The following is a 12,387-nucleotide window of genomic DNA, read 5'->3' as shown; positions in this document are numbered from 1 at the left end:
GTCGAATCCATCGGCGTTGAAGTTGTGGATCACATCACGGACCCGGTCTTCGCTGGTGAATGCCACCTGTGCGATCTTCGCCACCGGCATGCCCTGGGCCGGCAGCAGCACCATCTGCGCCCGCCGCTGCGGGCTGGTTTGTCAGTGGTCATCGGGGTGCTGCCCCTCCTCGGGTCTGTTGGTCACAGCCGGCTTGACGGCGCTTCCGCCACGAGTATACCGTTGTGCATCAATTGCACATAAGTGCAATAAATGCACATGGTGGCAGCCATGGAGCCGCCGCGGCGATCCAGTTCGCGGCTCGGCTCAAGGGGTGCACGCAGGTGCGGGTGGCCCTTGAGCGGCACCGCCCTTGAGGGCAAGAACATGTGAACCAGGAGCTGACCATGAGAGTGCTAGTAGCAGGAGCGACCGGAGTGATGGGCCAGCAGTTGGTGCCGCTTCTGGTCGGCGCGGGGCACAAGGTCTTCGCCATGACGCGGAACGAGTCGAACGAGGCCAGGCTGTCCGAGCTGGGCGCGGTGCCGATCGTCGCCGATGCGCTCGATCGCGGCCAGGTCGAGGCGGCCGTGCGCGAGGCGAAGCCGGATGTGATCGTTCATCAGCTGACCGCCATCGGACACGTAGACACACGCCATTTCGATCGCAGTTTCGCCGCGACCGACCGGCTGCGGATCGAGGGCACTGACAATCTCCTCGCGGCAGGGCGCGCGGCAGGTGTGCGGCGGTTCGTGGCGGCTAGCAATGGGGCGTTCACCTATGCCCGAACGGGTGGGCCGGTGAAGACCGAAGAGGACCAACTGGACCCGTCGCCGGTCAGGCAGATGGCCCCGATGATCGCCGCGATCGGGCATCTGGAGAGGGCTGTGCTGGGTGCCGACTGGACCGAGGGGATCGTGCTTCGCTACGGCGCGTTCTACGGACCGGGCACCTCGATGGAGCCGGGTTCCGAGCAGCTCGAGATGATCCGTAAGCGGAAGTTCCCGGTCGTCGGCGAGGGCGGCGGGGTGTGGTCGTTCATCCACATCGCCGACGCGGCTGAGGCGACGGTCGCGGCGGTCGAGAACGGCGCCCGCGGGGTCTACAACATCGTCGACGATGACCCCGCCCCGGTCGCCGAGTGGCTGCCGGAGCTGGCCCGGATGCTGGGCGCCATGAAGCCGATGCGCGTGCCCCGGTTCGTCGGGCGGCTGGCCGCCGGGGAGGCCGGCGTCGTGCTGATGACCGAGCTTCGCGGCGCCTCGAACGCGAAGGCCAAGCGCGAGCTGGGCTGGCGCCCGGCGCACCCGTCCTGGCGTCAGGGCCTCCAGGTGTCATGACTCCACGCCGATCTCGACGCCGCCCTCAATCGGGTCCCGATAACGCAATGCCGGGACGCCATCGTAATCTGGGCTCTCAAGGGAAGTAGCTGGTCAGCCGCTTGAAGGTCGTTAAGCCATGTAAGGCAAGTAGCCTGCCCGCGGCTGCTCGACGAATGCACCTACGCGGGCACAACAGGGACCTCATCGATCATCAGAAGCCCGTCGTGCTCGACGAACGCGACGGGATCCTCTCTGCTGCGGCCAGCACCGCGGGATCGTCGAGGTAGAGCTTGCAGGCATCGCCCGGAGACCTCTTCTGTTGTCGATCTACGACACCCGGCACCTCAGAACAGCCGACCCCTCGATTCACTTCTGAAATACGCCCTAGAGATGAGGAATCGCATGTACAAACGGCAACCTCGGACAGCCGCATCGATCGCCGCTCTGGCTCTCGGCGCGGTGTTGACCCTCGCGGCCTCGCCGTCGCTCCCGGTGACGGCCAAGACCGGCACCGACCCGGCGGCCACGGCGGCACCCGCCTTCCCGACGTTCGTGCATCTGCCGGCCGACCAGGCGGCGCATCCGGACGCGCGCCAGGAATGGTGGTACGTGGTCGGCCACGTCAACGCCTCTGGCCACCGGTTCGGCTACCAGGTCACGATCGGCGGCGGCAACAACCCGCAGGCCATGATCGCGATCACTGACAAGACGACCGGCGCCTTCTACACCGAGAGCAAGAGCTACCCGCTCGACCAGACCAGCTTCTCCGCAACCGAGCTGGACATCCGCACGCCGACGGCGACGCTGTCCGGCCCCATGGAGGCGATGCGCCTGCACGCCACGCTACCGGAAGGCGAAATCGACCTGACGCTCAAGGCGCAGGGGCCTGTGCTGTACAACAACGGGACCGGGCTGATCCCCTTCCTCGGCGGCACGAGCTACTACTACTCCCTGCCCAGCCTGGCGACGCAGGGAACGCTCAAGGTGAAGGACCACACCTACCCGGTGACCGGCGAGTCGTGGTTGGACCGCCAGTGGGGCTCCTGGAACTGGAGCACCATGGAGAAATGGACCTGGATGGCCGTGCAGCTGTCCAACGGTGACCGGATCAACCTCTGGGACCTCTTCGGTGAGGGAAAGGAGTTTCCCTACGCGACCGTGCTGCGCCCCGACGGAACCCATGAGGTCGTTGCGGTGAATCCGCTCGCCGACACCACCTCCGGCTTCTGGACCAGCCCCACCAGCGGCCAGCGGTACGGCACCCGGTGGACCGTGAACATCCCCATGCTGGATACCAGCCTGACCGTCACCTCCAAGCCGGGACACGAACTCCAGAGCGCTTTCGGCGGCCTTTACGAGGGCGCGGCCACCGTCACCGGACGGTACCGGGGCAAGCCGATCACCGGGCAGGCGTTCGTCGAACAGAACGGCAACTGGCGATAGCTCTGCAGAACAGATACCCGGTCCCGAACGGCCCCGAAAGCCAGTTCCGCCCCATCGCCACACCACACCTGAAACCCTCCTAGGCGCTCCGCGTCGGCGCCTTGACCGGCCTAGGCCGATCCGCCGTGCTCCGGCTCGCCCGGGACGATCGAAAGGATCCTCAATGTCCGTCCGTCTCCTGCTCGCCGCGCCTGAGGCCATGCAGCTCTCCGTCGCCGCCGCCGCTGGTTACGACATCGGCTCTGGGCGCACCCTGCCCACAGTGGCCGTCGTGGTGGGATTGATCAGCGTGGTCATCGGCGGGCTGGCCCGAGCCCGCTCCACGGGTCGTATCGGCGTCGGCAACCGGCGCGCCGGCGCGGCCACGGCCCTGGCGCTCGGGCTGATCAGCATGATCATCGGTGGACTGCATGCGGCCAACTCCGCCGGCGGTTTCGGCACCGGCAACGGACTGGCCGGGGCCATCTTCGCCCTGCTGCTCGGGCTGATCGGCATGGTCCTGGGTGGGCTGGCCCTGCCCCGCTCCCACCGCACTGCCTGACCCGGCCAAGACTCGGCTTCACCGTCGCCTTCGACGCCGGATCGAGGGCGAAGTGCTCTTTGTCGAGGCGCTCCCAGTCGTGCTGGGTCAGGTGGGCCTGGACGAGCGCCATCGCGTCGTGCTCCTCGTGGGCCAGGTGCGCCTGGAGCAGGTCGCGCAGCTCGGCGATGTGCCCGGCGAGATCGCGGCGCACCTGTGCGTCGCCGGTGCGGGCGAGCGCGGTGAACTCGGAGCCGCACGCATGGAGCAGCGGGTCGATGTGCTGGTGTTCGGCGGACATGGCGGCCAGCACGGTGGCGGGCTCGCCGCCGCGGGCACGCTCTAACAACAGGGGCCACAGCCCGGAGTCCTCACCCCGGTGGTGCTTGTGCAGCGTGCTGGAGAACAGCCTCCACCGGCGATTGAGGCGGGTCCAGCACTCCCGGTCCTCGATCGGGGTGGCGGCGGTGGCGGCGGTGAACAGGTCGAGGTCCCGCCGGAACGCGTGGTGCATGAGGTACATGCCCGCGACATCGACGGGACCCGGCGGCGCGGCCGCCTGACCGCGCAGGAGTAACTGCTCGGCATGGGAGGCGGTGCTGGGAGGGGAGGGGGCTGTCATGATCACTCCTTTTGGCTTTAGTCACAATAATATGAATTGATTGCGATAAAGTCAATACATGACAGAGCGAAGGCGGGCGTACCGCTCGGCGCTGCGCGCTGAGCAGGCGGAGCGGACGAGGGCGGCCGTGGTTGCCGCCGCAGCGGAATGCTTCCTCGGGCAGGGCTACGCAGAGACCACCATGAAGGACATCGCCGAGCGGGCGGGCGTCTCCGCGCCGACCGTGTACGCGCAGGGCAGCAAGGCGGCGCTGCTCCTGGCCGTGGTCGACGAGAGCATCGCGGGCGACGCCGCACTTGAGCCGCTGATGCAGCGTGACCGGTTCCAGCAGTTGCTCACTGAGCGCGACAAGGAGAGAAAACTGCGCCTGATGAGCGGAATCGCGCAGGACTGGCTGCCCCGGGCCGGGCCGATCACGCGGGTGTTCCGGGAGGCGGCGGCAGCCGATCCGGAGATCGGCGAGGCGTGGGAGGAGTACGAACGGCGCCGTTACACCGACGCGCGGGTCATCGTCGAATCCTTCTCCGGCTTGCTGCGCCCGGGGCTGACCGTCGAGCGTGCCACCGACATCTATTGGGCGACTTTCACGGCTCAGACGGCGGAGGCGTTCATGGCCGGCCGGAAGTGGGGACTGAGCGACTACGCCGACTGGCTGGTCGACGCGATGGACCGCCTCCTGCTCCGCTGACGCGCTTCCTGACCTCGGCGGAGCGGCCGGCGCGGCCGCCACTGGGTATTGAGACGCGTTCGCCGGCGACGGACCTGTGACATTGCTCGGCTGATCTACCGATTCAGGGCTAACGAGACAGCTCCAGAAGGCGGACAATAGGGACAAATGACTCGGACAGGGAGGGAAGCGTCAATGGTTGACATCGATGTTCCGATCTGGGCCGCCCGCCTGCGGGTCCTGCGCCGCGGGCGACTGTGGAGCCGCCGGGAGCTCGGGAGACGGCTGGCCGACGCGGCGGACGAGACGTCGCGTGATCAGCTGCCCACACCGGAGACGCTCAGCTCGATGATTCATCTCTGGGAGACCGGAGAGCGGCGGCCCGACGAGTCGCACGCGGAGTTGCTCTGCCGGGCGTTCGGCGTGGAGGAGGCGGACCTGTTCGTCGGGGACGCGACCGGCACCACTCTGTGGCAGACCGGCACCACTCTGTGGCACTACCTCACGGGCATTCCGCTGCAGTCGGGGATGTTCACAGCCGAGGAGGAGGAGCGCACCGGTCGAGCGATCGAGGCGCCCCAGCGGGCCGATGACGGAACGGTCCGTTACTTCAGGGCCACCCTCGACGCCTACACCCGAACCGATCTCCGGCCCGCCGACCTGATCAACGTGCTGCAGCCCGTCTTCGCTGGAATCGAGGGGTTCCACCGCGATGCCGGTTCGTCTGTCAGGCAGGCCTTCCTGAGGCTGGCCGCGGAGAACGCGGAGCTCAACAGCCGCATGCACCACGAGGCCGGCGACCCTGACGGGGCGCTGGCGTGGTCGGACGAGGCCATCCGCGACGCCCGTGAAGCGGCGGACGCGCTGCTGGAGGCGTACACGCTCGCCCAGCGGGGCGGCCTTTCCGACACCACCGGTGATCCCGGCCGGCTCGTCGACCTCGCCGTTGCCGCTCGCGAACGCGCCGTCCTTCCTCCGCGGGTGGACGCGCTGTCACGGCATCACGAAGCGCAAGGTCACGCCCTCGCCGGGGACGTGGACATGTGCCATCGCCGCCTGGAGGAGTCGGCGCAGTCGCTGGAGGAACCGGGCGACGACACGACCTATCGGTTCGACAGTTCCGCCGAAGCGCACAACGTGCTGTGCGCCGGGTGTCTCGTCGATCTCGGTCAGGCCGGCGGCGCGATCGAGATCCTGGAACAGGAACCGCCGAAGGCGCAGCCGACTTATGCCATCGCCTACGCCATGGCCCGCATGGCCCATGCGTACGCCGACGCCCACGACAGGGAGCGGTCGGCCGAGACGGCCCGTCAGGCTCGTGCCCTGGCCAGGCAGAGCGGCGCGTCGCGAGCGCTGCGAGAACTCGCCAGAGTCCGGCTTCCTCGCCAGGAGGCAAGGCGCAGACGCATCCTGCTGTAGTCGCTCAGCGGCCCTTGGACTGGTCAGGCGACCAACCTCCAAGGGCCGTGTTTCCCCGCTGCAGGCCGGCGCTGTTGCGGTGGGTGGCAGATGCGAGTAATGAGTTCTTTTCTCTTTGTTAGTTTCCAACCAGTAACTTCCCGGGCTTTGCTGGAAGAGACCACCTGTTTTGAGTCCTTGTTGAATAAAGAGTTCTCCGGGGGGCGGACCTCACCGCCGTTGGCGCTTGTCCATCATCAGGCTCAAGAGACGCGACCGAGCGTGACTGCCGTCTGAGACACTTTTCAGGAGGCCGTCATGGCTCGTTCTCGTATCGTCTTCTCGCTCTCACTGGTCGCGGCCATCGCGCTGGTGGCGCTGGTGCTCGGAGTGGTGGGAGGCCGGGCGACGAGTACAGCCGGACAGGCAGCGGGCGGCGGCTCGGGCGGTGCGGCGAGCGGCAAGAAGATCGACGTGATCATCAAGGCGAGTGACTCCTCGTTCTGGCAGACGATGATCGCTGGGGCGAAGCAGTCGGGTGAGGATTTCGGTCTCAACGTGAGCACCTTCGGCCCGACGTCCGAGACGAACATCGACCAGCAGGTGCAACTGGTGGAGAACTCCATCTCCCGGGGCGTTGACGGGCTGGTCATCGCGCCCAACTCCTCCAGCGCCCTGAACTCGGCGATCGACCGGGCGCGCCAGGCGGGTCTCAAGGTCATCACCGTGGACAGCCGCGTGACCACCGCCTCGGAGGGGTTCATCGGCACCGACAACGTCAAGGCCGGGATGCAGGCGGGCAAGCGCATGTGCGAGCTGCTCAAGGCGCAGAACAAGACGAGCGGCAGTGTCATGATCGAGTCTTCCGTGGCCGGCATCCAGTCACTCGTCGATCGGGACGCCGGCTTCAAGCAGGGCATCGCGAACAACTGCCCGCAGGTTGAGGTGGCGCTGCAGCGCTACAACAACAACGACATCAACACCGCGGCGTCGCAGGTCAACGATGCGCTGACCGCCAACCCGAACCTGGCGGGGGTGTTCGCTGACAACAACACCTCAGGTGTCGGCGCGGCTCGGGCGATCCAGGACAACCGCGCCTCCGAGACCGTCCCCGTCGTGGCGTTCGACTCCGACCCGCAGGAGATCGCCGCGCTGACCGCCGGCACGATCGACGCGCTGGTGGTGCAGAACCCCTACTTCTTCGGTTACCAGGGTGTTCTGGCGGCCGGGATGGCCACGGTCGAACGTATCCCGCCGCGTGACATCGATCCCGGGGCGGTCGTGGCTGACAAGAAGAACATGACAGAGCCCGATGTGAAGCAGCTACTGAACCCGCCGACGATGAAGGCGGAATGATGGTCCATCCGGTCGTCGAACTGCACGGCGTCTCCAAGGCCTTCGGCCCCGTCCAGGCGCTCAGCGACGTCTCGCTCCGCCTGCTCCCCGGCCAGGTGAACTGCCTTGCCGGGGAGAACGGCGCGGGGAAGTCGACCCTGATCCGGGTGCTGACGGGTGCGCTGCGCCGGGACAGCGGCAGCTACGAGATCGACGGCCGGCCGGTCACCGCGCCGACCCCGGCATCGGTGCGCGCGGCCGGCGTCCAGGCCGTCTACCAGGAGCTCAGCCTGCTGCCCCACCTGTCGGTCGCGGAGAACCTGTTCATGGGCCGCCTTCCAGCGCGCACCGGGATCATCGCCAAGAGCCGGTTGCAGACCCGCGCCAGGAAGGCCCTCGACGAGGTCGGCCTGACGGATCTCAGCCCACAGGCGATCGTGGAACGGCTCCCGGCGGCCACGCGCCAGCTCGTGGAGATCGCCAAGGTGCTGACCGCGGACTCCGTCAAGGTGATCGTCTTCGACGAGCCGACCACGGCGCTCACCGAGGCGGAGTCGGAGCGGCTTCTCCAGCACATTCTGCGGCTGCGCGAGCGCGGTATAGCGATGCTCTACGTGACCCACCGGCTTGAGGAGATGTTCGAGATCGGCGACTGGGTGACCGTCCTGCGGGACGGGGGTCTGTCCGAGGCAGGGCCGATCAGCGACTACGACGAGAACCGACTGATCACCGCGATGGTCGGCCGGGAGATCAGCTCTCTGTATCCGGAGACCCACCGGCACGCAGGAACGCCCGCGCTGCGTGTCCGAGGGCTGCGCCGGTTCGACCGCTCGCCGAGCATCGACCTCCACGTCGGGGCCGGGGAGATCCTCGGCATCGGAGGGCTGCTGGGGGCGGGAAGGAGCGGGCTGCTGCTGTCCATCTTCGGCGCCGCTCCCATCGTGGCCGGTCGGCTGGAGGTCGGGGGCAAGCCGGTGAAACCGTCCGGACCGCGCACGATGATGAACGCCGGGGTAGGGCTCCTCACCGAGGACCGCAAGGTGCTGGGACTGCTGCCAGAGCTGTCGATCCGGGAGAACGTCACCATCGCGAGCCTGCGCAGAGGCTCCCGCCGTGGTCTCCTGCCCGGCCGCGAACAGGCTGAGGCGGCGGACCGGCTGCTCGACAGCCTGCGGCTGCGTGCCGGTTCCTACGACCAGCCGGTGTCGACGCTGTCCGGCGGCAACCAGCAGAAGGTGCTGCTCGCCCGCTGGCTGCTCACCAAGCCGAAGGTACTGATGTTCGACGAGCCCACGAAGGGCATCGACGTCGGGGCCAAGGGCGAGCTCTACACCGTCATCGGTGACCTGGCGGCGAGCGGGCTGGGGATCATCGTGGTCTCGTCGTACCTCCCGGAGCTGCTGGGGCTCGCCGATCGCATCCTCGTGCTGCGCGACGGGGCGATCGCGGGCGAGCTTCCCGGATCCGCCACCGAGGAGGACGTGCTCCACCTGGCGAGCGGCAGCGGAGGCGCCGAGCTCCCGGCCGCCGAAGACGAGAGTCCGGACGGCGCCCCATCGCTCTCCGGCGAGGTTCCGGCCCCTCAGCGCGCGATTCCACCGACGCCGGACGACCCAGGAGGGGGGCAGCGAGATGCCTAAGCTGATCTGGCGCGAGCCGATCGAGACCACGACGATCACCAACAGGCCGCCCGGCGCCGAAACAGACGATGCGGCGGCGCTGGAGACGGTGCCGAAGCTCAGGCAGGCGCCCGAGCCGAGGCGACGGGTCATCACGCTGGGAGACATCGCCGGACGGGAGAGCGGCGGGCTCGTCGTGCTGCTCGTGGCGATCGGCGCCCTCACGCTCGCCAGCGACGAGTTCCTCACCGGCAACAACCTGTCCAACCTCGCCCGTCAGGTCGCCATCTTCGGGATCATCGCGGTCGGCCAGCTCCTGGTCATCCTGACAGCCGGGATCGACCTGTCGGTCGGGTCGATCCTCGGCCTGTCAGGCGCCTCCACGGCGCAGCTCCTGGTCGCAGGCATGCCGATCCTGCCGTCGATTCTGCTCGGAGTGGGGATCGGCACCGGGCTCGGGGTCGTCAACGGCCTGCTGGTGACCCGGGCCCTGCTACCGCCGTTCATCGCGACCCTGGGCATGCTCGGCATCGCCCGCGGAATGGTCCTGGTCAGCACCGACGCCCAGACCATTCAGGGCGTACCGGACGCATTCCAGGTCATCGCCAACGGCACGATCCTGGGAATCCCCAACCTCCTCATCATCGCCGCCGTGGTCACCGCCGTGATGTGGTTCGTGCTCACCCGGACCGTCTTCGGCCGCTACATCTACGCCGTCGGCTCGAACCCGGAGTCGGCCCGCCTCGCCGGCGTCCCCGTCCGCATGGTGACGATCTCGGTCTACATGATCTCGGGCCTGCTCGCCGGTCTCGGCGGGGTGCTGCTCGCCTCCCGCCTGGGAGCGGGCATCCCCACCGCCGGCACCGGCTTCGAGCTCAGCGCGATCGCCGCCTGCGTCATCGGCGGCGCCAGCCTCTTCGGCGCGAAGGGCAGCGCGATCGGCGCCGCCACCGGAGCGCTGATCATGGGCGTACTCAACAACGGCGGCAACCTCCTGGCGATCAACGCCTTCTACCTCCAGATCGCCATCGGCGTGCTCATCCTCGTCGCGGTCGGCTTCGACCAGCTGAACACCAGGCGATCGGCAGCGAGCGGCGGTTGACACAGGCGTCCCATCCGCGGCCACGGTGCCGTCACGTGCTGGAGATCCGCCGGGCGCCCGGCTCTGTGACCTGCGCGATGATCGGCCCGTCGATCGGAAGGCGGGCCTTGATCCACTGCTTGCTGGTCATCCCGGTGTCCAGCGCGGCACCGGCCTCGCTCTCGATGTTCATCGCCGTCCCCCCTCACATAGTTGACCATCGTGCCCCACGGCGGCGAACACGGCCTCCCCGACCGCCTCGTCTCCGCCGAACCCGTGCACCTCGGCCGTAACGATGGCTGGCTCCACCCTGACTGAACGGGGTTCGGCCCCGGACGTGCGGGCATTGTGCCGGCGGTGCGGTCCGGGGCAGGTCAATGGCGCGGAACGGCGTCAGGAGAGGCGCTGGATGGTCCACATGTTCTGGGTGATCCTGGACGGGTTTCCGCAGCGGGTCTGATTCCAGAAGTCGTCCGTCTTGACCCAGCCGGTCGGCAGGTTTCCGGCGCACACGGTGTCGTGTCAGCGGCCGCGTCAGCACGGCAACGGCCCGGTATCAGCGCGGTCGGCGACGGTGGATGCCATGAACGGTTCAGCGATTACAGCCTCGGGGCTGCGAAAGGCATACAAAGACAAGATCGTACTCGACGGCATCGACCTGGATGTCCGGGCTGGCACGATCTTCGCCCTGCTCGGGCCCAACGGCGCCGGGAAGACCACGACGGTGAACGTGTTGACCACGCTGCTGACCCCCGACGCCGGGAAGGTGGTCGTCGCTGGGCACGACGTGACCACGGAAACCAAGGCGGTACGCGCGGCGATCGGGGTCACCGGGCAGTTCGCTTCGGTGGACGACCTGCTCACCGGCGAGGAGAACCTGCTGCTGATGGCGGATCTCCTGCACCTGCCCAAGGCAGAGGGCAAACAGATCGCCGACCGGTTGCTCGACCGGTTCGACCTGGTCGAAGCGGCGAGCAAACTGGCAGCGTCCTACTCCGGCGGCATGCGCCGCAAGCTGGACCTCGCCATGACGCTGGTCGGCAAGCCGCGGGTCATCTTCCTGGACGAGCCCACGACGGGACTCGATCCGCGCAGCCGCCGCACCATGTGGGAGATCATCCGGGAATTGGTCGCCGACGGTACGACCATCTTCCTCACCACCCAGTATCTCGAGGAGGCCGACGAACTCGCCGACCGCATCGCCGTACTCGATCAGGGCCGGCTGGTCGCCGAGGGCACCGCCGATGAGCTCAAGCGCCGGGTTCCCGGCAGCCACATCCGGCTGCGGTTCACCAATCGGCACGAACTCGACGTCGCGGCACGGGTCCTGCACGAGTCCGCAAGGGACGACGAAGAGCTGACCTTGCGTGTACCCGGCGATGGCGGGGTGAGGTCGTTGCGCGCGCTGCTCGACCGGCTCGATGCGCAATCCATCGAAGTCGAGGAATTGTCGGTGCACACACCGGACCTGGATGACGTCTTCCTCGCCCTCACCGGTCACAAGAACAAGGAGGTCAGCACACGATGAGTGCCATCTCAGCTTCCCTGGCGGATTCCGCGACCATGTTGCGGCGCAACTTCCGACACACGGTGCGAAATCCGCTGACACTGATCAACGCCATACTCGTACCGATCTTCATGATGTTCCTCATGGTCTACGTGTTCGGCGACGCGTTCAGCGTCGGGGTCAACTATGCCGATTACGCGACCCCAGGGTTGATCATGACGACTATCTGCTACGGGATCAGCCCCACCGCGATCGCGGTGAATTCCGATATGACGACCGGATTCATCAACCGGCTTCGCGTCATGCATGTGTCCCGGGCCGCGGTGTTGAACGCGCACGTGATCGCGACCATGCTACGGACCCTGGTGGCCATCGCGCTCATCATCGGGGTCGCGTTGCTGATGGGCTTCCGACCGTCGGCGAGTTTCACGGAGTGGCTCGGCGTGATCGGCATCGTCGCCTTGACGGTAGTAGCGATCGGCTGGCTGACCGTAGCGTTCGGCCTCGCGGCGAAGTCGCCGGAAAGCGCGGGAATCGCCGCTGTCCCGCTGATGCTCCTGCCCTTTTTGAGCAGCGCATTCGTGCCGGCCGACAAGATGGGGCCGGGTGCGCGGCAATTCGCCGAGTACCAGCCGTTCACCTCGATCATCGAAACCCTGCGCGGGCTGCTGACCGGCGCGCCGTCGGCGGGCTCGGCCATCACGGCGATCGCCTGGTGTGTGGGGCTCGCGTTGATCGGCTACCTGTGGGCGCGCGCGACGTTCACGAAGCGAGCGTGATCTCGGCCAGCTCACGCCAATCCCGCCGCTCACCAGCACGGGTCGCCTCGGTGAACACGGTTTCACCGAGGCGACTGCGCGCGTCCGCGGCGATCCTGGAAGCATCCGGCTGTGA

General features: G+C 67.6%; 11 protein-coding genes and 2 pseudogenes. 10 read left to right on the top strand and 3 right to left on the bottom strand.

All coding sequences use genetic code 11. From position 1 onward, the window contains the following. Positions 1-123: pseudogene (locus EJK15_RS78195) on the bottom strand (helix-turn-helix domain-containing protein); the annotation flags it as partial. 263 nt (positions 124-386) lie between these two features. Here EJK15_RS78195 and EJK15_RS62355 point away from each other — a divergent pair. From EJK15_RS62355 to EJK15_RS75735, 3 genes are all read left to right on the top strand, one after another. After that, a complete protein-coding gene (locus EJK15_RS62355; RefSeq protein WP_138719762.1) occupies positions 387-1,319 on the top strand; it encodes an NAD-dependent epimerase/dehydratase family protein in 933 nt (310 codons plus the stop codon). 384 nt (positions 1,320-1,703) lie between these two features. Beyond that, positions 1,704-2,744 (top strand): lipocalin-like domain-containing protein, encoded by a 1,041-nt coding sequence (locus tag EJK15_RS62350; RefSeq protein WP_171075284.1) that lies wholly within the window; start codon positions 1,704-1,706, stop codon positions 2,742-2,744. Positions 2,745-2,907: 163 nt separating this feature from the next. Further along, on the top strand, positions 2,908-3,285 hold the full coding sequence (locus tag EJK15_RS75735) for a DUF6223 family protein (protein WP_138719760.1): 378 nt from the start codon (positions 2,908-2,910) through the stop codon (positions 3,283-3,285). A 166-nt stretch (positions 3,286-3,451) separates the two neighbouring features. Here EJK15_RS75735 and EJK15_RS78190 read toward each other — a convergent pair. Continuing rightward, positions 3,452-3,778, bottom strand: a pseudogene (locus EJK15_RS78190) (hemerythrin domain-containing protein); the annotation flags it as partial. A 166-nt stretch (positions 3,779-3,944) separates the two neighbouring features. Between EJK15_RS78190 and EJK15_RS62335 the strand changes: the two are divergent. From EJK15_RS62335 to EJK15_RS62315, 5 genes are all read left to right on the top strand, one after another. Continuing rightward, complete coding sequence (locus tag EJK15_RS62335) at positions 3,945-4,574, top strand: TetR/AcrR family transcriptional regulator (RefSeq protein ID WP_138719758.1); 630 nt, start codon at positions 3,945-3,947, stop codon at positions 4,572-4,574. 174 nt (positions 4,575-4,748) lie between these two features. Further along, positions 4,749-5,972 carry a helix-turn-helix domain-containing protein gene (locus tag EJK15_RS62330; protein ID WP_138719757.1) on the top strand — a complete coding sequence of 408 codons (1,224 nt, stop codon included), beginning with the start codon at positions 4,749-4,751 and terminating at the stop codon, positions 5,970-5,972. Positions 5,973-6,269: 297 nt separating this feature from the next. Then, positions 6,270-7,307, top strand: coding sequence for an ABC transporter substrate-binding protein (locus tag EJK15_RS62325; RefSeq protein WP_138719756.1), 1,038 nt, complete (start codon positions 6,270-6,272; stop codon positions 7,305-7,307). Next, the gene (locus EJK15_RS62320; RefSeq protein ID WP_206062017.1) at positions 7,304-8,926 is read left to right on the top strand and encodes a sugar ABC transporter ATP-binding protein; all 1,623 of its coding nucleotides are present in this window, start codon (positions 7,304-7,306) and stop codon (positions 8,924-8,926) included. Before EJK15_RS62325 ends, EJK15_RS62320 begins: the two co-directional genes overlap by 4 nt. Further along, a complete protein-coding gene (locus tag EJK15_RS62315; protein ID WP_138719755.1) occupies positions 8,919-10,007 on the top strand; it encodes an ABC transporter permease in 1,089 nt (362 codons plus the stop codon). Before EJK15_RS62320 ends, EJK15_RS62315 begins: the two co-directional genes overlap by 8 nt. A gap of 31 nt (positions 10,008-10,038) precedes the next feature. Here the strand turns inward: EJK15_RS62315 and EJK15_RS62310 are convergent, their stop codons facing one another. After that, on the bottom strand, positions 10,039-10,179 hold the full coding sequence (locus EJK15_RS62310) for a hypothetical protein (protein ID WP_240777973.1): 141 nt from the start codon (positions 10,177-10,179) through the stop codon (positions 10,039-10,041). Between the two features lie 390 nt (positions 10,180-10,569). Between EJK15_RS62310 and EJK15_RS62305 the strand changes: the two genes are divergently transcribed. Beyond that, positions 10,570-11,514 carry an ATP-binding cassette domain-containing protein gene (locus EJK15_RS62305; protein WP_138719754.1) on the top strand — a complete coding sequence of 315 codons (945 nt, stop codon included), beginning with the start codon at positions 10,570-10,572 and terminating at the stop codon, positions 11,512-11,514. Next, positions 11,511-12,272, top strand: coding sequence for an ABC transporter permease (locus EJK15_RS62300; protein ID WP_206062015.1), 762 nt, complete (start codon positions 11,511-11,513; stop codon positions 12,270-12,272). Before EJK15_RS62305 ends, EJK15_RS62300 begins: the two co-directional genes overlap by 4 nt. Positions 12,273-12,387 lie beyond the last annotated feature (115 nt).

Source organism: Nonomuraea basaltis, assembly GCF_005893125.1.
Taxonomy (GTDB): Bacteria; Actinomycetota; Actinomycetes; order Streptosporangiales; family Streptosporangiaceae; genus Nonomuraea; species Nonomuraea basaltis.
The sequence above is the reverse complement of the archived record's forward strand: the minus strand, read 5'-3'. Positions and strand labels throughout refer to the sequence as shown.